General features: G+C 73.2%; 22 protein-coding genes. 13 read left to right on the top strand and 9 right to left on the bottom strand.

The genetic code is table 11. The features are described 5' to 3' along the window. Nucleotides 1–73 precede the first annotated feature (73 nt). From Dfulv_RS12595 to Dfulv_RS12585, 3 genes are all read left to right on the top strand, one after another. The gene (locus Dfulv_RS12595; protein WP_259863039.1) at nt 74–880 is read left to right on the top strand and encodes an SMI1/KNR4 family protein; all 807 of its coding nucleotides are present in this window, start codon (nt 74–76) and stop codon (nt 878–880) included. Between the two features lie 122 nt (nt 881–1,002). Further along, nucleotides 1,003–1,758 (top strand): MBL fold metallo-hydrolase, encoded by a 756-nt coding sequence (locus Dfulv_RS12590; protein ID WP_259863037.1) that lies wholly within the window; start codon nt 1,003–1,005, stop codon nt 1,756–1,758. Beyond that, nucleotides 1,755–2,342: a DedA family protein gene (locus Dfulv_RS12585; protein WP_259863036.1), complete on the top strand. Its 588-nt coding sequence runs from the start codon at nt 1,755–1,757 to the stop codon at nt 2,340–2,342. Before Dfulv_RS12590 ends, Dfulv_RS12585 begins: the two co-directional genes overlap by 4 nt. Before the next feature lie 6 nt (nt 2,343–2,348). On the opposite strand, the gene Dfulv_RS12580 is transcribed toward Dfulv_RS12585, so the two are convergent. Further along, entirely contained in the window at nt 2,349–3,122 is a 774-nt protein-coding gene (locus Dfulv_RS12580) for a class I SAM-dependent methyltransferase (RefSeq protein ID WP_259863035.1), read from the bottom strand. 68 nt (nt 3,123–3,190) lie between these two features. Beyond that, nucleotides 3,191–5,275, bottom strand: coding sequence for an alkaline phosphatase family protein (locus Dfulv_RS12575; RefSeq protein ID WP_259863034.1), 2,085 nt, complete (start codon nt 5,273–5,275; stop codon nt 3,191–3,193). 165 nt (nt 5,276–5,440) lie between these two features. On the opposite strand from Dfulv_RS12575, the gene Dfulv_RS12570 reads away from it, so the two are divergent. After that, nucleotides 5,441–6,976: a CYTH and CHAD domain-containing protein gene (locus Dfulv_RS12570; RefSeq protein WP_259863033.1), complete on the top strand. Its 1,536-nt coding sequence runs from the start codon at nt 5,441–5,443 to the stop codon at nt 6,974–6,976. Here the strand turns inward: Dfulv_RS12570 and Dfulv_RS12565 are convergent. Then, nucleotides 6,973–7,896 carry a 1-phosphofructokinase family hexose kinase gene (locus Dfulv_RS12565; RefSeq protein ID WP_259863032.1) on the bottom strand — a complete coding sequence of 308 codons (924 nt, stop codon included), beginning with the start codon at nt 7,894–7,896 and terminating at the stop codon, nt 6,973–6,975. The two genes, Dfulv_RS12570 and Dfulv_RS12565, sit on opposite strands and share 4 nt — an antisense overlap. Nucleotides 7,897–8,099: 203 nt before the next feature. On the opposite strand from Dfulv_RS12565, the gene Dfulv_RS12560 reads away from it, so the two are divergent. From Dfulv_RS12560 to Dfulv_RS12530, 7 genes are all read left to right on the top strand, one after another. Next, nucleotides 8,100–8,456, top strand: coding sequence for an effector-associated constant component EACC1 (locus Dfulv_RS12560; RefSeq protein ID WP_259863031.1), 357 nt, complete (start codon nt 8,100–8,102; stop codon nt 8,454–8,456). Nucleotides 8,457–8,460: 4 nt separating this feature from the next. Beyond that, nucleotides 8,461–9,741 (top strand): YqgE/AlgH family protein, encoded by a 1,281-nt coding sequence (locus Dfulv_RS12555; RefSeq protein WP_259863029.1) that lies wholly within the window; start codon nt 8,461–8,463, stop codon nt 9,739–9,741. Further along, on the top strand, nt 9,738–11,765 hold the full coding sequence (locus Dfulv_RS12550) for an SIR2 family protein (RefSeq protein ID WP_259863027.1): 2,028 nt from the start codon (nt 9,738–9,740) through the stop codon (nt 11,763–11,765). The genes Dfulv_RS12555 and Dfulv_RS12550 overlap by 4 nt, the downstream gene beginning before the upstream one ends. Before the next feature lie 60 nt (nt 11,766–11,825). Next, nucleotides 11,826–12,191, top strand: a complete 366-nt coding sequence (locus tag Dfulv_RS12545; protein WP_259863026.1) for a hypothetical protein — start codon at nt 11,826–11,828, stop codon at nt 12,189–12,191. A gap of 106 nt (nt 12,192–12,297) precedes the next feature. Next, nucleotides 12,298–12,945, top strand: coding sequence for a hypothetical protein (locus tag Dfulv_RS12540; protein WP_259863025.1), 648 nt, complete (start codon nt 12,298–12,300; stop codon nt 12,943–12,945). Between the two features lie 10 nt (nt 12,946–12,955). Continuing rightward, the gene (locus Dfulv_RS12535; protein WP_259863024.1) at nt 12,956–13,534 is read left to right on the top strand and encodes an HD domain-containing protein; all 579 of its coding nucleotides are present in this window, start codon (nt 12,956–12,958) and stop codon (nt 13,532–13,534) included. A gap of 13 nt (nt 13,535–13,547) precedes the next feature. Then, complete coding sequence (locus tag Dfulv_RS12530) at nt 13,548–14,948, top strand: FAD-binding oxidoreductase (protein ID WP_259863023.1); 1,401 nt, start codon at nt 13,548–13,550, stop codon at nt 14,946–14,948. 209 nt (nt 14,949–15,157) lie between these two features. Here the strand turns inward: Dfulv_RS12530 and Dfulv_RS12525 are convergent, their stop codons facing one another. After that, complete coding sequence (locus Dfulv_RS12525; RefSeq protein ID WP_259863022.1) at nt 15,158–16,510, bottom strand: condensation domain-containing protein; 1,353 nt, start codon at nt 16,508–16,510, stop codon at nt 15,158–15,160. Nucleotides 16,511–17,141: 631 nt separating this feature from the next. Between Dfulv_RS12525 and Dfulv_RS12520 the strand changes: the two genes are divergently transcribed. Continuing rightward, on the top strand, nt 17,142–17,273 hold the full coding sequence (locus Dfulv_RS12520) for a hypothetical protein (RefSeq protein WP_259863021.1): 132 nt from the start codon (nt 17,142–17,144) through the stop codon (nt 17,271–17,273). A gap of 665 nt (nt 17,274–17,938) precedes the next feature. After that, nucleotides 17,939–19,201, top strand: coding sequence for a condensation domain-containing protein (locus tag Dfulv_RS12515; protein ID WP_259863020.1), 1,263 nt, complete (start codon nt 17,939–17,941; stop codon nt 19,199–19,201). Nucleotides 19,202–19,253: 52 nt separating this feature from the next. On the opposite strand, the gene Dfulv_RS12510 is transcribed toward Dfulv_RS12515, so the two are convergent. The 5 genes from Dfulv_RS12510 to Dfulv_RS12490 are packed head-to-tail and all read right to left on the bottom strand — an operon-like array spanning nt 19,254 to nt 23,346. Beyond that, a complete protein-coding gene (locus tag Dfulv_RS12510) occupies nt 19,254–20,213 on the bottom strand; it encodes an ATP-binding cassette domain-containing protein (protein ID WP_259863019.1) in 960 nt (319 codons plus the stop codon). 9 nt (nt 20,214–20,222) lie between these two features. Continuing rightward, entirely contained in the window at nt 20,223–20,987 is a 765-nt protein-coding gene (locus Dfulv_RS12505) for an ABC transporter permease (RefSeq protein ID WP_259863018.1), read from the bottom strand. Nucleotides 20,988–20,997: 10 nt separating this feature from the next. Continuing rightward, a complete protein-coding gene (locus tag Dfulv_RS12500) occupies nt 20,998–22,182 on the bottom strand; it encodes a glycosyltransferase (protein WP_259863016.1) in 1,185 nt (394 codons plus the stop codon). Next, the gene (locus Dfulv_RS12495; RefSeq protein ID WP_259863014.1) at nt 22,179–22,448 is read right to left on the bottom strand and encodes a hypothetical protein; all 270 of its coding nucleotides are present in this window, start codon (nt 22,446–22,448) and stop codon (nt 22,179–22,181) included. Before Dfulv_RS12495 ends, Dfulv_RS12500 begins: the two co-directional genes overlap by 4 nt. Then, the gene (locus Dfulv_RS12490) at nt 22,441–23,346 is read right to left on the bottom strand and encodes a methyltransferase domain-containing protein (protein ID WP_259863013.1); all 906 of its coding nucleotides are present in this window, start codon (nt 23,344–23,346) and stop codon (nt 22,441–22,443) included. The genes Dfulv_RS12495 and Dfulv_RS12490 overlap by 8 nt, the downstream gene beginning before the upstream one ends. Between the last annotated feature and the right edge of the window lie 42 nt (nt 23,347–23,388).

Here is a 23,388-nt window from a genome sequence, read left to right as displayed (position 1 = left end):
CGCGCTAGGATGCACCGCGGCATTCAAGATCGTGTGGCGTCCTTCGCCCCGTACGCCCTCAGGAGCTCTCCAGGTGACCACCGAGTTGCGGTATCACGCGCGTTCGCTGGCCCTGGTCGCCCGGACAGCCGAGGTGTCCTCCGGCGCGGTCACGGCGATCGACCGGTTCGCCGCCGACCGTGGCTTCGCACTGCCCGCGTCGGTGCGCGAGTGGTACTCGCTCGCCGCCGGCCCGGCGGTACTGCGCGACTTCGGCAACGAAGACCGCGTGTACGAGCCGCACGAGCTGGGCCGGCTGGAGACCTTCTGGCCGGAGCCCGACGGCGACGACGGGCCCGGCGACGAGGAACGCGAGTGGGACCCGGTCGCCGAGGGCCGGCTCCTGCCGTTCATGATCGAGAATCAGGGCGTCTGCTCGTGGGCGGTCGTGCTCGACGGCAGCGACGACCCGCCCGTCGTGATCTCGTTCGACGACCTGGATCCCTCCGACGACTGGACCACGCACATGGCGTCGTTCTCGGACCTGGTCTACACCCGGATCTGGGACCACTCCGCGATGCACGGCGAACGCGTGATCCGGTCGACGGTCACGAACTTCGAGCCGGCCGTGTGGGCCGGCCTCGGCCTGCGCCTGGACGGGCGTCCGTCGAACAGCGACGGCCAGCGGCACCGGTTCGCCGGATCCGGCGACGACCAGCGGGTGCTGCTGGAGAAGGACGCGTGGGGCAGCACCGGCCAGTGCTACCTGTGGGCGGCGACGGACGACCTGCTTGTCGACCTCGTCGCCGCCGTGCGGGAGGGTAGCGGCCTGGCGACGGAGTTCAGCCGGTACTGGGGCGCGGAGACGCTGCACCGCATCCGTCACCGCCTGGAAGCCTGACCGGCCGGCTGGTGGGCGCGAAGTGCCGAGGCCGTCCGCCGCCATGGGAACTTCCATAGGCCATATGGCCCTGATCAGGCCGGCCGGTGCGAGTCCGGGGAACGGGCGGGCAAACTGTGTGCATGGACGTCACCTGGTGGGGCCATGCGACCGTCGCGATCCGGGACCGCGGCACCACGATTCTCACGGACCCGGTGCTGCGGAACCGGCTGGCGCACCTCCACCGGCGGCGCGGCCCCCGGCCGGAGCTGCCCGCGCCGCCCGACGCCGTGGTCATCTCCCACCTGCACGGCGACCACTGCGACCTGCCCTCGCTGCGCATGCTGCCCCGGCGGACCAGGCTCATCGTGCCGAAGGGGTCGGCGCCGTTCCTGCGGGCGCGCCTCGGCGAGCGGGACCTGGTCGAGCTGGCACCCGGCGAGGAGACCACCGTCGGGGAACTGCACGTCCGCGCCGTGCCGGCCAGCCACGACGGCGGGCGGACGCCGAAGTCCCGGGTCCGCGCGATCGCGCTCGGATACGTCGTCAGCGGCAGCCGGTCGGCCTGGTTCGGCGGCGACACCGGGCTGTTCGACGAGATGAAGGCGATCGGACCGGTCGACCTGGCGCTCGTGCCGGTCTGGGGCTGGGGCTGGACCCTCGGCCCGGGCCACCTCGACCCGGCCGGCGCCGCGGAGGCGATGCGGCTGATCGGGCCGGGGCGGGCGGTCCCGATCCACTGGGGCACGCTCTGGCCGGTCGGGTGCGCGCGGGTGCGGCCCGACCGGTTCGTGCGGCCCGGTGACGAGTTCGCCGCACACACCGCGCAGGTCGCCCCCGAGACTGCCGTCGACGTGCTCGCCCCCGGCGAGAGCCTCTCCCTGGCGTCACGCCCGTGACGACACTCGAAGGAATGATCGCGGCACTCGCCGTGCTGCTCGCGATCGTGGCCGTCGGCTCGACCGTGCCGGTGCTGCCGACCGGCGCCGCGGTGAGCGCGACCGCCGTCGTCGCCGCCCACCGCAGCCCGCTGGCGCTGCTCGCCGTCGTCGCCGTCGGCGGGCTCGGGGCGTACCTCGGCGACGCGGCGACATTCGCGATCTGCCGGGCCGGCGGGGAGGCGCTGACCCGGCGGCTGCGGATGCTGCGTGAGCCGCTCCGCCTGGCCGCCACGGTGCGTGAGCGGCTGCGCGCCCAGCCGGTGACCGCCCTGCTGATCTCGCGGCTGATCCCGGGCGGGCGCATCCCGGTGCTGCTCACCGCGGCGATCGTCGGGTTGTCCTGGCGGACGTTCATCGTCTCGAACGTCGGCGCGTGCGCGCTGTGGTCGGCCACGTACGCCGCGATCGGCCTCCTCGGTCGCAGCGTCTTTCCGCAGCCGTGGCAGGGCGTGGTGGCGGCGGTCGTCATCGTGCTGGTGGTGACCCAGGTGGCCGGCTGGATCCGCCGCCGCCGCGAGGCCCGCGTCTCCGCCGGCGCCTGAGTGGCGTCAGGCCGTGGCCTCCACGTAGATGGACTCGTCGTTGCGGAGCACCTGGTCGAGGTCGGCCACGTCCTGGCGGGCGCCCTCGCGGTAGGCGCGCACGGTGATGCCCGACTCGTCGAAGCCGGCCGTCGTCAGCGCGTGCCGCAGCTCTTCCAGGTCGTAGAGCCAGCGGTGGCCGTAGACGTAGAACAGCTGGTTGAACATGAACGCGCCGCGGGCCGGCATCGCCGGGGCCACGCCGGTCAGGGCGCGGTTCATCCGGCGGCGGTGCTTGGCGAAGAAACCGTCGCCGTTGACGTAGCTCTGCGCGTACACCTTCAGATCGGGGGTCGTCAGGCGCAGCAGGCCACCCGGGCGCAGGATCCGGCGCACCTCCGTCAGCCACGCGATGCCGACGCGCAGCGACACGTGCTCGATCAGGTGCTCGGCGAACACCCAGTCGACGGTATCGTCCGCGACCGGCAGCGACTGCGCGATGTCCATCTCGGCGAAGTAGGCGCTGTCGTCGACCCGGTAGACGTGGCCGGGCCCGGTGCGGGCCCCGGTGGCGTCGGTCAGCGAGACGAGATCGGTGCCGAGCGCCTGCGGGTGCGCGCTCTTGAACGCGGCGAACTCGATGCCGGTGACGCCCAGCTGATCGAGGTGCTCGCGGGTGAGCAGCGGCGCGGTGAGCGCCAGGGAGACCTTGTCGACCCGCGCGAGATCCTCGGTGAACAGGTCGACGGTGGCCGCGAGCTCCTGCGGATCTTCCCAGTTCCAGGGGCGCGCGGCTGTCATGTCGATGTCCCTCCACGAGGCGAAGTCCACCGATCCAACCACGGCGAACCTTGATCCACAAGGGACGGTCAGACGGGACGCGACATCTCCGACATGTCACCGGGGCGGGGCGTCGGGACCGGCGGCGGGATGCGCAGGCCCAGTTCGTCGAGCCACCGGACAAGCTCCCGGTGCACGGCGACCGGCCCGACGGGCGGCTGCTGCGGGCCGGGCCAGTGCGCCGGGTGGACGAGCACCGCCTCGGTCTGCCAGCCGCCGATCCCCCCGTGCGAGCCGACCAGCTCCTCGAACGCGGCGACCTCCTCGGTGCCCCGGTCGACCCGGCTGACGAGGACCAGGTCGCCGACGTGAGCGGTCTGCTGGTGGGCGAGCAGGTCGGCGGCGGCGTGCGGCCCGTACGGCCGCAGCGGGTCGACGCCCTCGACGGCGCCGTCGCGCAGCCGGTGGCGACCCTCGGCGCTGATCGCGACCGGCCCGTCGGTGGCCGACTCCCCGACGACGAGCCCGATGCCGGGGTGCTTGGCGAGGCCGTCGACGAGACCGGGGCGCCGCTCGTCGATCGCCTCGAGGTCGGCCTTCCCGGGGACGTCGGTGAGGTACAGCATGGCGAGGTTGCCGGAGGCGACGGTGATCACCTCGCCGGTGGCGGGCGGCGACACCGGCCCGCACGAGCGGGTCTGGTTCGACATGCCGGCGAGCAGCGTGTTGGCGCGGCCCCAGTCCTCGTCGTTGGTGCCGCCCTTCGCGGCGCAGCTGACCCCGCCGGCGAGGTCGGCGACGAGACGTTCGAGCGTCAGCCCGTGCCGCTGGCTGAACGTCGAGCCCTGGCTCTGGCCGTGGTCGGAGAGCACGACGATCTCGTACCTGCGGCCGGCGACCTTCGTCAGCCGGTGCAGGGTGCCGAGGACCCGGTCGAGCCCTTCGAGGGTCTGCAGCGCCTCGGGGCGCAGGGGGCCGGCGTGGTGGGCGACCTCGTCGTAGTCGACGAAGTCGCAGAAGATCACCGGGGTGCCCTTGCTCATCTGCTCGGAGATCAGCGACACGTTGAGATCGCGGAGCAGGACGTTGGTGACGGCGCGCAGGGCGACATACGCACCAGTGCGCGGCACCCGCGGGTACACGTTGCGGAACCGCTGGCGGCGGGCCTGCTGGATCTCCTTCAGCATCTCGCCGACCGACAGCACGATCGCCCGGGCGAAGCCGTACGGGCTGGCGACGAACGCCAGGTAACCGCGGGCGGAGCGGCCGGGCAGGGCGGCGTTGCTGAACGTGAGCAGGCTCGTCGGCGCGTCGCCGGAGAAGACGTTGCTGATGCTGGCGCCGCCGTCGGCGAGCAGGCCGCGACCGGTGGAGATGCGCGCCTCCACGTCGGCGGCGTCCCGGGGCCGGTTGGTGACGACCAGGCGGTCGTTCTCCTTCTCGTACCACCGGAAGGCCGGGATCTGCCCCTCCGACCCGTGCAGGATGCCGGCCTGGCTGGCGGGCGTGGTCGCGGGCATCCCGGTGTGCCAGGGCACGAGCGAGTGCGTGCCGGTGCGCAGCCACTTGCCGAGGTTGGGCAGGTTGCCGGCCTTGACCGCCCAGGAGAGCAGCGGCGCGGAGAGCCCGTCGAGCTGCACGACGAGCACCCCGGGCTCGGTCGCCGGCCGGTCACCCTGCCGCCGGGCCATCTGCCGCAGCGCCTGGCCGAGGAAGACGTCCTCGCTCCCCGCGTCGGCCAGCCAGTTGACCAGCGCGGTGAGCACGGCGGCGAGCCAGCTGGCGATCCAGGCGTCGACGAAGCTGCCGACGCTCACCCCCTCGGCGAGGCTCAGGGCGGTGAACATCACCAGGGCCTGGACCATCACCCCGACGACGAGCACCCCGATCCCGCCGACGACCACGGCGACACCGAGCAGAACGAGCCGCATCAGCGTGCCGATGACCGCGAGGAGCACGGTCAGCTCGACCAGAGCGGCCGGGCCGCCGGTGGCCCGGACCCCGGGCAACAGCCAGAAGGTGACGGCGAGCACCACGAAGCTGGTCACGCCGCTACGCAGCAGCGACTTGCCCCACGCGACGGTGAGCCGCCAGTCCTGGAGCAGGCGGATGCCGAACCGGACGCGTTGCGCCACGACGGAGGTCGCCACGGCGCGCAACAGGCTCGGACTCACTGCCCAAGGTTACGTGCACCAGGCCGGATGCCCTGATAACCGGCAAGAGTGACCCGAGTCCCACGAGCGACGCCTTGTCCAGCCGCAGGTCGATCGCAGGGGTCAGGGTTGCGATCCGGCCAACTGTTGTTTGCCGATCGGTCATCCGCTGGGAAACTTGTCGCCATGGCCGGGAAACTCGAAGTGGAGCGGAAGTACGAGCTGCCCACCGATTTTGCGCTGCCGGCACTCACCGGTGTCGGCGGGGTCGAATCCGTCGGGGAGGCCGACGAGCTACGGCTCGACGCCGTCTACTACGACACCCCGGGCCTGCGCCTGGCCCGCGGCCGGGTGACGCTGCGCCGCCGCAGCGGCGGCCACGACGCGGGCTGGCACCTCAAGCGCCCCTCCGGCGGCGAACGCAGCGAGCTCCAGGTGCCCGGCTCCGAGGACCGGGCCGAGCCCCCGGGCGAGATCACCGGCCAGGTCCGCGCGCTCACCCGCGGCGAGGACCTCCAGCCGGTCGCCCGCATCCGCACCCACCGGTTCGAGCGGCCCCTGCGCGACGCCGGTGGGAGCACCGTCGCGCTCGTCGCCGACGACACGGTGACCACCGAGTCGCTCTTCGGCAGCCGGCCCGTGCAGCGGTGGCGGGAGCTGGAGGTCGAGCTCGTCGACGGCGCGCGGGAGGCGCTCGACGAGCTCGACGCCGCGCTGCGGGCGGCGGGCGCACGGCCGTCGGCGAGCCCGTCGAAACTCGCGCAGGCCCTCGGCGACGACTACCCCGCCGCACCGGCCGGTGACGGCGACGGCGGGTCGGCCGGGCGGCGTGCTCTCGCGGACTACCTGCGGGCGCAGCGCGACGCGATCGTCGAGCACGACCCGGGTGTCCGCGACGGCGACGTCGAGGCGGTGCACAAGATGCGGGTCGGCACCCGGCGGCTGCGCTCGACGCTGCGCTCGTTCGCCTCCGTCCTGCCCGCCGACGCCGACCTGGACCGCCTGCACGACGAGGTCAAGTGGCTGACCGGCCTGCTCGGCGCGGTCCGCGACCGGGACGTGATCGGTGACCACCTCGCCGCACTCGTCGCCGGCGAGCCGCCGGAGCTGGTGCTCGGCCCGGTCGCCGACCGGATCCGGGAGCGCCTCGCCGAGCGCCGCGCGGCCGCCCGCGAGGAGCTCATCGCCGGCCTCGACAGCGACCGGTATACGAGGCTGCTCACCGACATCGACGCGCTCGTCGGTCGGGTCGCCGGCGCGGACGGGCGGATCGGCCGGAGCCGGTTGCGCCGGCTGGCCCGCAAGGCGCTGCGCCGGGCCGACCGGCGGCTCGCCATGGCGCTGCGGACCCCCGAGCCGCCCGGGGACGGCGCACCGCCGCCCGGGCAGCCGACGCGGGACGAGCGGCTGCACGAGGCGCGGAAGGCGTACAAGCGGGCGCGATACGCGGCGGAGCTGATCGAGCCGTTCGCCGGCAGGCCGGCGGGGAAGCTCGCCGACCGGCTCACCGACCTCCAGGACGTGCTGGGCGCACACCAGGACTCGCTGGTGACGGGTGAACTGCTGCGCGACTACGCCGTGCGGGCGCACGCCGACGGCGACAACGCGTTCACGTACGGGCTGCTCCACGCCCGGCAGGACGAGCACGGCCGGCAGGCCCTGTCCCGGCTCGGCAAAGCCCGCCGCAGGGCCCGCCGCGCCGCCGTCCGCCTGTTCGGCTAGCGCTGGAGCGGCTCCAGCTCGACCCGCGGGACCAGCTCGGCGATCGCCTCCGCGCGGCCGGTGCCCAGGCCGTGGCGGGTGACGTTCAGCGCGCCCGCCGCGGCGCCGGTGCGGACGGCCTCCTCGATCGAGCCGCCCCGGGCCAGCACCGCGGCCACGCCGGCGCTCATCGAGTCGCCGGCGCCCCGGTGCTCGACGACCTGGAGCGGCGGCACGCGGACCAGCATGACCCGGTCGTCGAAGAACGCGAGGGCCGGCTCTTCGGCGCGGCTCACCAGTACCGTCCCCGCTCCTTCGCCCTTCAGACGGTGCCCGGCCTCGACCAGGTCGTCCAGCGCGTCCGAGGCCGCCCGGCCGTGGTCGAGCAGCTCCTCGTGGCTGACCTTCAGGACCGCCACCCCGGCGCCCGCGACCGCGTCCAGGTAGGCGCCGGACAGGTCCGCGACGATCCGCACGCCGTTGCCGGCCAGGTCCATGGCGAGGCGGCGGTAGACGTCCGCGGCCACCACGGACGGGTCGGCGGGTCCGCTGAGCACCGCCACCGCCGACTTCAGGCCCTCGGCGAGCGCCAGGTTGTACAGCTCGTCGAGGTCGTGGCGGGCCAGCGGCACACCCGGGGCGGCGGCGATCTCCCGGCGCTGGCCCTCGCGGCGGTCGTGGACGTACCAGCCGCTGTCGCCGGAGCGCCGCACGGCCCGTAGGGTCAGGTCCTCGTCCTCGATGAGCTTCGTCAGGGCCTCACCGGTCTCGCCGCCCAGTGCGGCGCACAGCGTCACCGGACTGCCGAGCGCGGAGATCATGCGCGCCTGCCACACGCCCTGCCCGCCCGGGTGCAGGTGCAACTCGACCGCCTCGACCTGCTGCTCGATGGTCACCGTGAGCACCGGCACCGGCGCGAACACCAACACACCCTCACCCATGCGTTCTCCGGTTCCCGTCCTGACGCAGGTGTAACGGTCACAGGGTGAAATTCCGCGTGAACGGGGAATCCGGATCCGCGTGCGGCTACGACGCAGCGACCCCGCCAGTCCTGGACCTGCTGCGCAGCGGGAACGGGGCAGACAACAGTTGCACGGGTTCGATAAGGTTCGAAGTTCCAACCTCTCACACCCCGGGTTGACCAGTGCACCTGCAGCTCCACCTCGAGGCCCTCGACAACGGCCCGGCCCCCGACGTCGACACCCTGCTGTCGCTGCAGCGCTGGCTGATCGGCGAGCCGGACATCGCGCAGCAGGAGATCGCCCTGTCCACCGCGGCCCGCCCGGGCGAGCTCGGCGGCGCAGTGGAGATCATCAGCCTGGTGCTCGGCACCGGGCTGTCCGTCGGGCAGTTACTGCTGGCGATCTCCAACTGGCGGCGGGCCCGGCCCCAGGCACCGGCCGTGGTGCTGACCCGCACCGACCCCGACGGCGCGACGGTGCGCATCGAGTCGTCCGATCCCGAGGCGGTCGCCGCGGCGGCGCGGGCCCTCGACGGGTAGGCCCATGGCGGAGCTGGCCGACCCGCGGGCGTCGCGGGCCGTGCTCGTCGGAAGCGCACGATACGGTGCGCTGCCCGAGGTGCCGGCGGTGACGCGCAACCTCACCGGGCTCAGCGGCGTGTTCGCCGACCCCGACCTGTGGGGCCTCGCCCCGGAGCACTGCACGGTGCTCGCCGACCACGACGACCCGCGGCTGGTGAGCCGGGAGCTGCGCCGGGCCGCCGACGAGGTGCAGCCGGAGGGGATGCTCGTCGTCTACTACGCGGGGCACGGGCTCGTCGACCCGGTCGACAGCAGCCTGGTGCTGGCCCTGCGGGACACGGATCCGGCGGTGCCGCACGAGGCCGGCCTGCCCTTCGAGCACCTCCGGCGGGCGGTGGCGACGAGCCGGGCCCGGCGCCGCCTGGTGATCCTCGACTGCTGCTACGCCGGCCGGGCGGCCGGGCACATGGCGGCCGGCGAGTCCGGCACCCAGGTCGTCGCCGACCAGGCCGGCACCGACGAGACCTGCCTGCTGGTGTCGGCGCCGCGCAACCGGACCGCGCAGGCGCCGCCCGGTGAGCCCTACACCGCGTTCACCGGCGAGCTGCTGCGGGTGCTGCGCGGCGGGCTGCCGGACCGGCCGGCCGTGCTCGACGTGCGCACCGTCTGGCGGGAGGTCACGCTGCGGCTGCGGGAGCGCGGCTTCGAGCTGCCGGAGCTGCGGATGGGCAACGCCGGCGACGAGCTCGCGCTGGTGCGCAACGCCGCCCGGCACCACCGTGACCTGGTCGGGCGGATCGTGGTGGCGACGGCCGCCGTCGACGACCGCGACCTGCGCCAGGCCGCGGTGCTGATCCTGCGGCACGAGCGAGGCCGCGGCGCGGTCGGCGTGCGGATCAACACCCCGACCGGGCATCCGCTGCCGGCCGAGATCCCGGCGGGCTGGCGGCGGCTGCTCACCCCGCCGGCGGTCGTGTTCGACGCCGGGCCGCTGAGCCGCGCCGAGGGGTTCATCGCGGTCGCCCGCCTGCGCCCCGACGTCGAGCCGCCGCTGCGGTTCCGGCCGGTGCGGGAGCGGCTCGGGGTGATCGCGCTGTCGGCCGACCCGGCGCCGCTCGCGCCGGTGATCGCCGGGCTGCGGCTGTTCTCCGGCTATCTCGGCTGGGGACCGGAGCAGCTGGAGGCCGACATCGACGGCGGCCTGCTGCTGCTCAGCGACTCCGACGTGCGGGAGGTGCACTCCAGCCGGCCGCGGGAGCTGTGGACGACGCTGCACGCACGCGCTCGGGGGGACGCGGGATGACGCTGCTCGACGAGATCGCCGAGGCCATCGGCCGCGGTGAGCAGATCACGCTCATCCTCGGCGCGGGGATGACCATGCCCGCGGTGCCGGGACCCGCCGGGATCGTGGAGCTCGCCGAGCGGTATGCGGCGGGGCTCGGCGACGACGGCGAGCTGACCCAGGCGCTGCGGCAGGCCCGCGAGGAGCTGGACCCGCAGGCCGCGCCGATCGAGGTGTACCTCGCGTACCGGCGGGTCTTCACCGCCCGGCGCTCCCCCGGCGAGTTCGACGTGATCGCCCAGCAGGCGGTGCTCGCCGGCTACCGCGCGCCCGACCTGGCCAGCTCGCCCCTGGCGACGCACGGCATCTGGCAGCGGGTCGACCTGCGGCTGGGCGAGCGGGTGGAGAACAGCCTGGACTGGTGGGAGCTCCCGGCGGGCGTGCGGGCGGTGGGCCGCCTGCTGGCGTGGCGCCCCGACGAGTTCGGCAACGGCGTGCTGACCACGAACTTCGACCCGATGCTCGAGGTGGCGGTGCGGCTGACCGGCCGCCAGGCGCTGAGCGTCCCGGTCGACGCCGCCGGCCGCCCGGACCGACGCCCGGAGGGCGAGGGCGCCGTCCAGGTGTTCCACCTGCACGGGTTCTGGCGCCCGGTCAGCGAGGCCGGCCGCTCGCCGCTGCTGCACGACCCGGCGCCCGACGCTCAGGCGCCCGCGGCGGGCCGGGCGATCGCCGATCTGATCACCGGCGACCGGGTGGTTGTCGTCGGCTACAGCGGATGGGACGACGTGGTGACCGGCGCGCTGCGCGCGGTCCGCGAGGTCCGGCCGGTGCGGGTGCTGTGGGCGCTGCAGGAGGACGACGGCCCGCCGGCCGCGCTCTCCGAGCGGCTCGGTGACCTGGCGGCCTACTACCCGGGCGTCGACGGCGACGAGCTGTTCACCCGGCTCGCCGACCGGCTCCAGGTGCCGGCGACGGCGCCGCGGGCCGACCCGCGCCGCCGGGTGCGGCACCTCGACTGGGAGCGTGAGCTCTTCTCGCAGCCGGGCAACGTCGCGCCCGCCGCCGTCCTGCCGCTGCTGCGCCAGCTGGAGCGGCGGTACGGCTGGGGCGTCGACTGGGCCGGCGAGCCGCAGCCGCCGCGGCTGCTGTTCTGGCCGGTGCGCCTGCGGGCCCGGGCATCGCTGATCAACGCGGTCCAGGCGCTCACCGCGGCGGCGCTGAGCCAGCGCGGCGTGCGGGTGGTGGCCTGCCTCGACGACTTCGGCGTCGCGGAGCGGGCTGAGCTCGGCGCCGCGTTCGCCGCCGACCTGCGGCGCTGGATGCGCCGGGTCGACCCGGCCGCCGACCCGGCGGTCGTCTCGCTGCACGACTACATCGAGGGGTCGCACCGGGAGCCGAGCCTGCTGCGCCCGACGGACCCGTGGTCGGTGGCGCGGATCTTCTACGGCGAGCGCAACCCGTCGCTCTACAGCGTGCTGGCCGCGATCAAGGTGGTGCCCCACCTGGCGCTGCACGACCTGGAGCAGCACGCCGCCGCGATCGTGCAGACGCTGCTCAGCAAGGACGCCAACCGCCTGCTCACCCCGCTGACCACGTGGGCGTTCCTGCACCACCTGCTGGAGACCGAGCCGGCGGCGGAGGTCATGGCCTACGCCGGCAGCGACGAGCGGCTGCTGTGGGAGCAGTTCCGCGAGCACTTCGGGCTCGGCGGCACCCTCCTGTACAACCCCTACATCCGGCACCTGACGAACGAGTCGCGGATGGTGCGCTGGTCCAGCGCCGCGGAGCTGCGGGCATACCTGACGTCGACGAAGGAGCTGCCCGGCTGGGGCGAGGAGGGAGGGTACGTCCACTGGCTGGTCCAGAACGCGTTCCTCCTCCCGCGGTACCTCACCCACGGCGAGTTCCCCGAGGCCGGCGGCTATCGGCTCGACTCCTGGGCGGCGTTCGCGGCCGCGCTGGACAAGGGCGCGCCGGTGCTCGACCTGCTCGCCCAGGACGTGTCGGATTTTTACCTGCCGCCCGCCGTTGTGACCGGGTGAACGTGCCAACCGCCCGCCCGGCGGTCGCCGGGACGGCCGCCGGGCGGTAGCGTCGGCAGTATGACGGCGCAGGTGCTGCGGGGCACGACCCGCCCGGCGACGGCGCGTAGTGGCATCGACCGCTGCCTCGCGCTGCTGGGCGAGGAGTTGACCGCGTATGTCGCCGGCGCCGCCACCGTGGGCGAGTTCCACCGTTGGCGGGCCGACCGGCGCCGCCGGCGCGAGATCGAGGAGCGCCTCCAGGGTGCCGTCGAGGTCGCCGACACGTTCGCCCGGGCCAACCGGCTCGGCGCCGCCGCCGGGTGGCTGCGCGAGGTCGGCGCCGCCGGGGTGGCCGACCGCTCCCCCGCCCGGCTGCTGCGCGAGGCGACCGGTGAGGCCGTGAAGCGGGTCCTCGACGCGGCCGAACGATTCACCCACCGGTAACACCCCCGGCCCGCGCAAACTGGTATCTATACAGGGATGACCGCGGCGCGATCCGCCGCCCGATTTGCCCGATCTGTGCCACGCTGCAGCTATGCGGAGATCCGCTGTGGGTGACGTCCTTCTGCACGACCTCCTGCTCGACCGTGCCGGCATCGCCGAGGTGCTCGACCGGCTCCTCGCGTCCGCGCGGGACGGGCAGTGGCCGGCCGGTGCGCCGTACCGGCACGTCAACGGCTTCACGAAGATCGTCGCCGCCGAGCACGCGGACCGCTCCCGGCTCACCCTGCACTACTGGCCGGCGTCGCCGGGCGCGGCGCCCGACGTCTCCCGCCCGCACGACCACCGGTTCCCGTTCACGTCGGTCCTGCTGGGCGGGCGGCAGCACTTCGTCGAACTCGAGGAGTCGCCGATCGGGGACGCCTGGCGCCGGTTCAGCTACCGGCCGTACCTCGGCGGCCGGATCGCCCACGTGACCCACGACGGCGAGGCCCGGCTGGCGCCGGTGCGCACCGTGGACCGCCGGCCGCTCGAGGGCCACTACGCCATCACGTCCACGGTCGTCCACCAAGCGGTCACCGATCGGGCCGCCGCGTGCGCCACACTGGTGTTGCGCGGTCCCCGGGAGCGCCGCCGGTCACGGGTGTACTACCGGCCCGGCGAGCCGCCGCCCCGGGGCGGCCTGCAACTGGGTCGCCGGCTGGACCGCGCCGAGGTCGTCCGCCAGTTGTCCGACGTGGCGGCGATGCTGGGATAGGTGGTCGCCGGTGCTGTCGCCGCGGTTCGAGGAGGCACTCGCGTTCGCCGCGCGCCGGCACACCGGCCAGGTCCGGCACAACACCGGCACGCCGTACGTCTCCCATCTGCTGGCGACGTGCGCCGTCGTCCTGGAAGAGGGTGGCGACGAGACCGTCGCGATCGGCGCGCTGCTGCACGACGTGCTGGAGGACCAGCCGACGTCGCGGTCCGAGCTGCGCGACACCTTCGGCGACGACGTCTACCGCATCGTCCACGACTGCACCGACGCCGACGCCGACGAGCGCACCCGCCTGACCTGGTGGGAGCGCAAGCGCGCCCACCTCGGCCGGATGGCGGCGGCCTCCGATGCGTCGCTGCTGGTCATCGCCGCCGACAAGGTGTGCAGCCTGCAATCCCTTGTGGACGACCTGCACCGGTTCGGCCCGGCGCTGTTCGAGCACAGCGCCCGCACCGCCGACGAACTGCTGTGGAACTACCGCTCGGTGACGGACCTGCTCGCCGGGCGGCTCGGCGACCGGCCGGTGATCGGCCGGCTGCGCCGCCTCGTCGCCGAGTTCGCCACCCTTGCCGTCGCCCCGCCACGGTGACAAGATCGGCCGGATGCGGCTCGACCTCTCCGGACTCGCGTCCTTCACCGGCAGGCTGATCACCCCCTACGACCCCGGCTACGAGGCCGCGCGGGTCCTCTTCAACACCCGCGTGCGGACCCGTCCGGCGCTCATCGCCCAGTGCGCCGGCGAGGCCGACGTGGCGGCGGCGATCCGGTTCGCCCGCGACAACGGCCTGCCGCTGTCGGTCCGCGGCGGCGGCCACCATGCCAGCGGCCTGTCCCTCGTGGAGGGCGGCGTCGTGGTCGACGTGGGCGGCATGCGCGCCGTCGCGTTCGACCCGGCGGCGGCCACGGTCACGGTGGGCCCCGGCATCGGCTGGCGGGACATCGACAAGGTCACCTACGTGGAGCACTCCTTCACCGGCGCCGACGGCCTGGAGTACGGGCTGGCCGGCCCCGGCGGCGAGTGCCCGACGGTGAGCAACGCCGGCTACAGCCTGGGCGGCGGTTACGGGCCGCTCGGCCGTACCTTCGGCCTGGGCTGCGACCACATCCTCGAGGCGACCCTCGTCGACGCCGAGGGGCAGGTGCTGCGGGCGTCCGAGACGGAGCACCCGGACCTGTTCTGGGCGCTGCGCGGCGCCGGCGGCGCGGGCTTCGGCGTGGTGACCTCGTTGACGTACCGGCTCAACCCGGTGCCGAAGACCGTCGTCGGCGGCCTGATCGCGTGGCCGATGGCGAAGGCCGAGGAGGTCTTCCGCGTCTACCGCGACCTCTACGCGGACCGCGCCGACGAGAAGCTCGCGCTGTGCCTGCTGCTCACCACCGACCCGTATCCGGAGGGCGAGCAGGTCATCGGCATGTACGGGATGTACGTCGGCCCGCCGTCGGAGGCCGCGGCCGCCCTGGCGCCGCTGGACGCCCTGGGCGAGCCGCTGTTCTCGTCGATGGGCGAGACGTCGTACTTCGACCTCATGCAGGGCATGGGCGAGGAGATCGTCTACGGCCTGCAGTCGAAGTGGCTCGGCGGGTACTTCGCCCCCGACGGCTTCGACGAGCCGGCCTTCGCCAAGCTGGCCGATCACTTCCGCCGCATGCCGTCGGGCTTCTCGATGGTCCGCTTCGACCTGCTGGCCGGCGGTGCGATCGCCCGGGTCCCGCAGGATGCGACGGCCTTCGTCCACCGCTCCCCGCTGCACTACGTCTCGATCATCTCGCAGTGGCAGGGCGACGAGGAGACCGACCTCAACGTGAGCTGGGTCGACGACTTCGCCGAGGACCTGCGCCCGCACCTGACCGGCGAGGTCTACCAGAACTACGCGAACCGCGAACTGACCGGCTGGGAGACCGCCTATCACGGCGCCAACTACCCGCGCCTCCAGCAGGTCAAGCAGCGGTACGACCCGTCCGACGTCTTCCACACGGCCCAGTCCGTCCGCCTGCCGTCCTGACCCCGGTCCCGGCACAGCGCGGCCGTCACCGCGGCCGACTCCGGTTGGTGGCGACTGACCAGACAGGCCAGCAACGTCGTGAACTCGGTCAATGTCGCATCGGGGGCGTGCGGTAGCGTGCGCCCGATGCGCCAGATCTCCCGCCGCCCCCAGGTCAGTTCGCCGGTCCCGGCGCCTTCCCGCGGAAGGGCACCGCGATTCGACTGATGTCACGCAAGGCGGTCCGGCCAGGCGGCGCCGACAACCAGTTCCTCGATTCCACGCAGACAGTTGGCCAGATCGTCCGGCGAAACGTAGTCCGTGTCGACCCGCAAGGTCAGGTCGATCGTGTCCGGCACCGGGTTGACGTGTAGGAAGCACGTCACGTCGGGGGTGTTCGACTTCCTGCCCCACCGCAGCCGGCTTTCCCGCAGCGCCGACGAAAGTTCCACGGATGTGACCGTCACACGATCGGATGATTGCGACAATGACCTACGTCGATCATTGAAATAGCAGGTGAGGTCAAATTCGGCGCCACGCTCGGCCGCGACCCGGTCGATCAGGGCCCACAGCTCCCGGGGGTCGTAGTAGGCGTGCATGCCCGCCGACAGCTGGCTCTTCCAGGCCCGGGCCACGACCTCGTCGAAGTCGGCGCCGGCCGTGTCGACGACGCACAACGCACTCTGCGCCACCCCGGCCACGGACTCCTGGAATCCCGGGCGGAATCGGTTGCTCACGAGCGTCCGCACCACGCTGCGCGGGTCGCCGGACATCCGGGACAGCATGATCGCGTAGGCGGCGAGCAGGACCGCCCCGCTGTGCACCTTCGCCCGTCCGGCCACGACGTCGAGGGCCAGGAACAGCGCGGGCGACCGGTAGCTCGCCTCCCAGTAGCGCGGCTCGGAGCGCACCGCCACGGGCCGGAACCGGTGCGGCGTGACCGTGCGCAGGTGCCGCTCCCAGTGCCGCAGGGACATCGCCTGCTGCCGCAGCGCGGCTCGTGAGCGCTGCTGCCGAACCAGTTCGAAGGGCTGGAGAGCGGCGACCGGCGTGAGGTGCCGGCCCGTCGCGCGGTCGAAGTTGGCCAGGTCGGCGGCGAGCGCCGCGATACCGTACCCGTCGATGGCCAGGTGCGAGTAGATCGCGACGAAGTGGGCGGCCACGCCGTCACGGCAGACCACCGCCATCCGCACCGGCCAGTCGTGCTCGACGTCGAACGGCGCCGTCTCGTATCGCTCGCGCACCTCCTCGGCGACCTCCGCCGGGTCGCGGCCGCCGGCGTCGACGACCTCGAGGTGCACCTCGCCGGACGCCGAGAGCTCCTGCCTGGGCGTGCCGTCCGCGTCGAGCCGCAGCCGGGTGCGCAGCGACTGGTGCCGGCTCATGATGAACGCCAGCAGGCGGGTGATCTCCTCGACGGTCTGCCCGTCGGTCAGCGGCATGGTCCCGCCGGCCCAGTCGGCCTCGCCGCTGATCTGCATGGATCCCCAGGCCGCCCATTGACCCCAGGTGAGGTCCTCGACCCCGGAACCCTCCCCCGCGAACCGGACCGGGAGGCGCTGCGCCGTTGCAGTTTCGACCATGATGCGTCTGATCCTCTTTCGGATTCGGTACCGGCTGTGGCCGCTTCCGGATCCCCCGTGATCCCTCGCACTTGCCCGGTCGGCACCGCCGGAGCGGAACTGTCGGTCTGGTGGTGCCGGCGGCCGCCGGGTCCTCCCCGCCGGCCGCCGGACGTCGGCTCCGACTCAGAGTCGGGCCCCACGCAGGGCAGCACCCTTCATTTCGCACCTCCCTCGCAGGCAGGTCCGTTTCGCCGGCGTCCGAGCCGACCAAACTCGTTCGGACGCTGACGACCAACGTCCGCACCCGGGAAAGCGAGTGCGGGGTCGGCGTCCGGAGACTGCCGCGAAGCCTAACGGCCGAATGCGTCCGACCGAAAGGGGTAGTCATTGATCAACTCCAATCTTAACCCGAATGTCCGGTTTAACGATCGTTATGTCCAATTCTCGTGGAATGCGCGGGGATCGCGCAGAAACACATTGAAAGTCGACGAAACCGTTATGCCTGCGGTTGACACGCGGCAAAGGCCGGGGTGATGCTTCTGGCGGCCATGGACGGCAGTGGATCGGTTATGGCCGGCGTCGGCGCCCCTTCTTGCGCCGCGCATTCATATCGCGCTGTGAGGTGCGGATTGATATGGAGGAGGTGAACATGCCGAACACCGCAAAGCGCGTCGTGTCCGGCCGGGCCGTCTCGGGCCGGGCGGTCTCGGGCCGCGTTGTTTCGGGCCGGGTGGTCTCGGGCCGCCGGGTCGTTTCGGGCCGTGTCGTCTCCGGCGGCTGAGCCGCCGGGTCGAGCAGCCAAGGTGAGCAGCCGGATGCCGGCCGGGCGTTGAAGCGCCAGGGCGGCCAGGGCGGCCGAGGTGCCAGGGCGGCCGAGGCATAGGTGCCGGATCGCCGATGCCGTTGGGTGCCGAGGCGCCGGGCGGCTGAAGCGCTGGCGCTGAGGCACTGGCGCCGGATCGCCGGTGCCGCTGGGGCGCGGGTGTCGGCCGCTGCCCTGCGTCGCTGCGGCGTGCGCCGCCACGGCCCGGCCGTGGCACGGCCTCGAGCGGCGTCCGCCGGCCACCGGCTTCCGGCGCAGAATTCCCCTTTCGCCCTACGGGGTCCCTCGGCTCGCAGGGCGGTTCCCCGTGCCCGTGCACGGACCGCGGGCGGTCAGCGGCCGAACCCCGCCGGCCGCCCGCCACCACCCGCTGCGCTCGCTCTCGCACTTCAGGCTGCGCTCGGGGCCGCAACCCGGGCCCCAGCAGGGCCGCGAACCGGGCCGCGAACCGGGCCGCGTTGAGTGCCGCGCTCCGGATCACGCTCCGGATCACGCCCCGGGCCGCGCTCGGGCCGCGCCGGGTGCCGCGCGCTTCGCTGCCCTCGTTCGCCCCGTTCCGCTCCCGCCCTCCCCTGCCCCAGCTCCCCAGCCCAATCCCACCCACTCCGCTTCTGGAGGCATTCGTGTCCGGCGATGTGACGTTCCCGGCGACGGTCGGTCAGCTCTCGGTCTGGCGTGACATCGAGAAGATGCCGCCGGAGCGGCGCTGGGAGGCCAACCTGGTCTTCGTCTGGGATCTGCCGGCCGGGGACTGGGCCGAGGAGCAGGTCTGGGACGCGCTCGGCGCGCTCGGCATGCGGCACGGCTCGCTGCGCACCACGTTCGACGTCGACGCCGCCGGCTTCCCCCGGCAGCGTATCGCGGTCGACACCGCCGCGGAGGTGCGCGACCGCGTCCGGCAGGGCACCGCCGCCGTCGCCGAGCGGGAGGCCATGGAGTCCGCGCAGCTCCAGCGGGCCATCGACGCCACCTGCGAGCTGCCCTGGCGGGCCTGGATTCTCACCGGCGACGGCGCGCCGGTGCAGGTACTGCTCGTGATCAACCACATGGCGGCCGACGGCGTCGCCGTCCTGGTCATGCGCGAGGACTTCGAGCAGCTGCTGCGCGGCGCCGAGTTGCCGCCCGCACGCGGACCCCTGGAGATGGCGATCGACCAGCAGGGCGAGGAGGGCAGCGGCCGGCTGCGCACCGCCGAGCGGTACTGGCGCCGCACGCTCGCCGCCGCGCCCCGCCTGGCGACCGGCGCGCGACAAGGGTCGCCGCTCGGCGCGACGCTGCACACCGGCATCCCGATGCCCCACGCCCACGAGGGCGCGGCGAAACACGACGTGACCCTCGCCAGCCTGGTCCTGACCGCCTACTACCGGGCCCTGCGCGAGGTCACCGCCGAAAACGCCCAGCTGCTGTTCCCCATGTCGTCCAACCGCTTCGACGAGCAGCACGCCGGTGTCGTGACCAGCCTCAACCAGTGGACCCCGCTGGTGCTGGACCTCGACCCGGCCGAGCCGTTCGACGCGATCGTGCCGAAGGTGCACTGGAAGACGTTCCAGGCACTCAAGAACGGCGTCTGCTCCCCCGACGCCATCCTCGCGATCCGCGCCGAGCAGGAGCGGCAGGACCCGCCGGTGGACCCGGGCTACTACTACAACCCGATCCTGGCCCCGCCGGGCTTCCCGTCCGAGGACACCATGGTGCGGCCGTCGCTGGAGTGGTACGAACCGGCGCGCTCGACCGGCCCGGGCTTCTACGTCATCGCCAGGGGCCTGACCAGCCTCGACCTCGTCGTGCGCGTCAACCGCTCCGGCTGGGACCGGGACACGCTGGATCGCGCCCTGACGTCGATCCAGTCGACGCTGGCGGAGGCCCTGTCCGCTCACCCCCTGTGAGCACGGCCGTTCCGCCCTCCGGCCGCGCGGCCGGAGGGCGGAAGCGGAGCCGTCAGGACTCGCGCAGGGAGCGGCCGGTCTTGGTCAGGAAGACGTCGTCCAGAGTCGGGCGGTGCAGCTCGATCGTGGACAGCGCGATGCCGTTGCCCTCCAGGGTGCGCATGATCTGCGGGATCGCGGTGTCGCCCGCGTCGACGTTGAGCCGCAGCTCGCCGTCGTCGCGCACCTCCACGCCCCGGGCGAACGGCTGGTCCTTCAGCGTCTCCGCGGCCCGTTCCGCGTTCTCCTGAGATACGCCCACCGTCACCACGTCACCGGAGATCTCCCGCTTCAGCTCGTCGGGCGTGCCCTCCGCGACGATCTCGCCGTGGTCGATGATGGCGATCCGGTCGCACAGGACGTCGGCCTCGTCGAGGTAGTGCGTGGTGATGAAGACCGTCATGCCGTCGGCGCGCAGCCGGCGGATCTCGTCCCACATGTGGGCCCGGCTCTGCGGGTCGAGCCCGCTCGTCGGCTCGTCCAGGAACAACACCTGCGGCTTGTGGATGATGCCCAGCGCGATGTCGACCCGCCGGCGCTGGCCGCCCGAGTACGTCTTGCACTTGCGGTCGGCGTACTCGGTCAGGTCGAACGCGGCGAGCGCCTCCTCGGCCCGCTTGGCCGCCTCGGCCTTGCCCATGCCGTACATGCGGGCCTGCAGGATCAGCTCCTCGCGCGCGGTGACGTCGTCGGAGGTACCGCCGCCCTGCGCGACGAAGCCGATGCTGCGCCGTACCGCGGCCTGGTCCGTGCGCAGGTTGTGCCCGGCGATCGTGGCCTCACCGTCGTCGGGCGGGATCAGCGTGGCAAGCATCCGCAGCGTGGTGGTCTTGCCTGCGCCGTTCGGGCCGAGGAAGCCGAAGATCTCGCCCTCGGCGACGTCGAGGTCGACGCCCTTGACCGCGTCGACACTGACCGTCTGCCGCTTGTGCTTCGTCTTGTAGGACTTCTTGAGACCCTTGGTCTTGATCATGAGAGCTCCTTACCGGACCGAGCGCGCGAACGAGCGGGCCGACCAGCCGACCGCCACCACGACGAGCACCCCGCAGATGATCAGGCTCTTCCAGACGCTGGCGTCGCCCGGGTTGCCGGCGTAGAGCGCGCGCATGCCGGTGACGGCCCAGTTGAACGGGTTCCAGTCGGCGAGCGTGCGCAGCCACAGCGGGGCCAGGGCCAGCGGCAGCAGCGTGCCGGACAGCAGCATCAGCGGCTGGGCGACGTTGTTGATGACCTGCCCGAGCACGTTCGGGTTGTTCACCTTGATCGCGATGCCGTACGAGATCGACGCCGCGGCGAGGCTGCACAACGCGAGAAGCGCGTAGCCGAGCAGGATGTTGCCGATTTTGGTGATCAGGCCGAACGGCAGCGACAGGACGGTGATGATGATCGACTGGACGAGCACCGTCACCATGTCGCGCAGCGAGCGGCCGAGCAGCAGCGCCACCCGGCTGACGGTGGTCACCCGGGACCGCTCGATGACGCCGTTGGCGAGGTCGCCGAGCAGGCCGAAGCCGACGTAGAGGCCGCCGCCGATGGCCAGGGCGATGAGCATGCCGGGCACGTAGACCCGGTAGGCGCCGAGCATCGAGTCGGTGCCCAGCGACGCCAGCGCCGGCTTGAGCAGCGGGGTGAAGAGGATCAGGTACACCACCGGCTGCGCGATGCCGAGGAAGACCCACAGCGGCGAGCGGACCATCAGCAGGAGGTTTCGTTGGAAGATCAGCCAGGTGTCGCGCAGTACTTTCACGAGCTCGCTCTCAATCCTTGTCGTGGGCCTTCTCGCGGGCCGTCTCGCCGGCCAGACGCTCCAGGTGCGCGGCTGCCGCGTCCGCGCCTCCGCCGGCCGACAGCGTGGCGCCGAGCTCACGGGCCGCGGCCGCGTAGGACGGCTCGTCGAGCAGCGCCAGCAGGGCGGCGCGCAGTCGCGCCGGGCGGATGTGGTCGAAGGAGATCCGCATCCCGGCGCCGGCCGCCGCGACGGCGCTGCCGTTGAGCGCCTGGTCGCCCTTGATCGGGGCGACGAGCAGCGGCACGCCGTGGACGAGCGCCTCGGAGACCGTGTTCAGCCCGCCGTGGGCGACCACGGCGTGCAGATGCGGCAGCAGGTCGAGGACCGGCACGCGGCGGCGCACCAGCAGGTGCGCGGGCGGGTCGGTGATGGTCCCGTCCGGCGCGACGACCACGGCCTGCAGCCGGTCGCCGAGCGGCTCCAGGGCGTCGACCATGCGCTGGTAGAAGCCCTTGGCCAGGTCCATCGACAGGGTGCCCATGGTGACCAGCACGTGCCGGCGTCCGGGGTCGAGCCAGTCGATCGGGAAGTCGGGATCGGGCCCACGGCCGGCGAGGGCCGGGCCGACGAGCACCGCGTTCGCCGGCAGGTCGGCGGGGTCGCCGGCCAGGGCGCCGGCGGTGAAGGCGACCAGCCCGTGCGGCGAGAACCGCAGGTCGTGCGGCGGTTCCCCGGGCAGGCCGGCGGCGGTCCAGGCGCCCGCCAGCTGCCCCTCGATCCATGCCTCGACCCGCGGCAACGATCGGCGGAACGGCCGGGTGAGCTCCATGGTCGTCGGCGCGACGCTCGCCCAGCGCAGGCCCCTGGCGTGCGCGACGATCGCTCCGGCGATCGCGTGCTGGTCGACGACGAGCAGGTCGGGGCCGAACGCGTCGACGGCCGCCTCGATGCCTTTCCGGGTGGTTCTGGCGTGCGGGACGATGTACCCCTCCCAGCGCGACCGCGTCGCGTCGAGGCCGCGCTCGGCCTGGCCGCGATGGGCGCGCAGCGGGATCGGGTGGATCAGTGCGGTCTCGCCGAGGAGCGGCCGCAGGAACGACTCGGACCCGGCCCACATGACCTCGTGCCCGCGGCCCGCGAGCGCGCCGGCGACCGCCGCCATCGGGTTGACGTGCCCGGTGAGCGGCAACGACACAAACAAAAACCGCGTCATGTGTGCGCCGTGACGTAGTCGGTGACCTCGCCCACCGTCAGGGTGAGCAGGCGGTCGAGGTCGAGGCCGGCGACCCAGCCGGCGAGGTCGACGCCCGGGCCGTGGACGGTGGCCAGCCGCTCGCCGAGGGCGAGCAGCTCCAAGCTGTCCAGGAAGAGGTCACCGTCGAGGCGGGTGGCCGGGCCGATGCCGGCCAGCCACTCCTCGTCCTCGCCGGTGACCTCCCGCAGCAGCTCGGCGACCGTCGGCGGGCGCATGTCAGCCATCGACGGGTTTTGTGGCACGCACCGCGCCGTAGGTCACGGCGCCGGTTTCGAAGCCCTTGAGCATCAGCGGGCCGGCGTAGAAGAACCCGAGCACGTCGACGCCCCGGTCGCGGGCCAGGTCACGCATCATCGACCGGCCGTTGTCCAGCTCCCGGACCTGCGCGAAGCCGGGCTCCCACGAGTTGGCGACGTTGGCGCTCCAGTCGGCGAACGCGACGCCGGTGAAGCCGGCCGCGTGAGCCAGGCGCTCGTGCTCCTCCAGCGACGAGAAGCTGGGCATGACCTGGTGGCGCAGGATCTGGTCGACGAGGCGGTGCTCCTCGGCGGTGAGCTCGCCGTCGCGGACCGACCAGGTGGCGATCGCCAGGACGCCGCCCGGGCGCAGCAGCCGCATCGCCTCGGCGAAGAAGGCGGGCCGGTCGGCGATGTGCATGAGGCTCTCGACGGCCCAGACGGCGTCGAACGAGGCGTCGGGGTAGCCGTTGTCGAGGGCGTCGCGCTGGTGGAAGCTGGCCCGGTCGGCGAGGCCGGCCGCGGCGGCCTTCTCGGTGGCGCGGGCGGCCTGCGCGGCGCTCAGCGTGACTCCCTCGACGGTGCAGCCGAGGGGGCCGGCAAGGTACATGGCCGGGCCGCCGATGCCGCAGCCGACGTCGAGGACGCGGGCGCCGTGCGGGATGCCGGCGAAGTCGACCAGCTCGCGGACGAGGCGGTCGGTGGCCGCGTGCCGCTCGGCGTCGTTGCCCGGCTGCTCGCCGACGTCCCAGAAGCCGTGGTGGACGTGCTCGCCCCACAGGTCCTCGTAGAGGTCGAGGGTGGTGTCGTAATACCGCTCGACCGCGGCGTTGAGCCCCGGCCCGGCCGGCGCGGACGGGTATGCGGAACTGGTATTTGCTTTCACAGTCGCAAATCTCCGAATGGGATCACCGGCGATGGGAACGCG

The organism is Dactylosporangium fulvum (assembly GCF_025137375.1).
Lineage (GTDB): Bacteria > Actinomycetota > Actinomycetes > Mycobacteriales > Micromonosporaceae > Dactylosporangium > Dactylosporangium fulvum.
The sequence above is the reverse complement of the archived record's forward strand: the minus strand, read 5'-3'. Positions and strand labels throughout refer to the sequence as shown.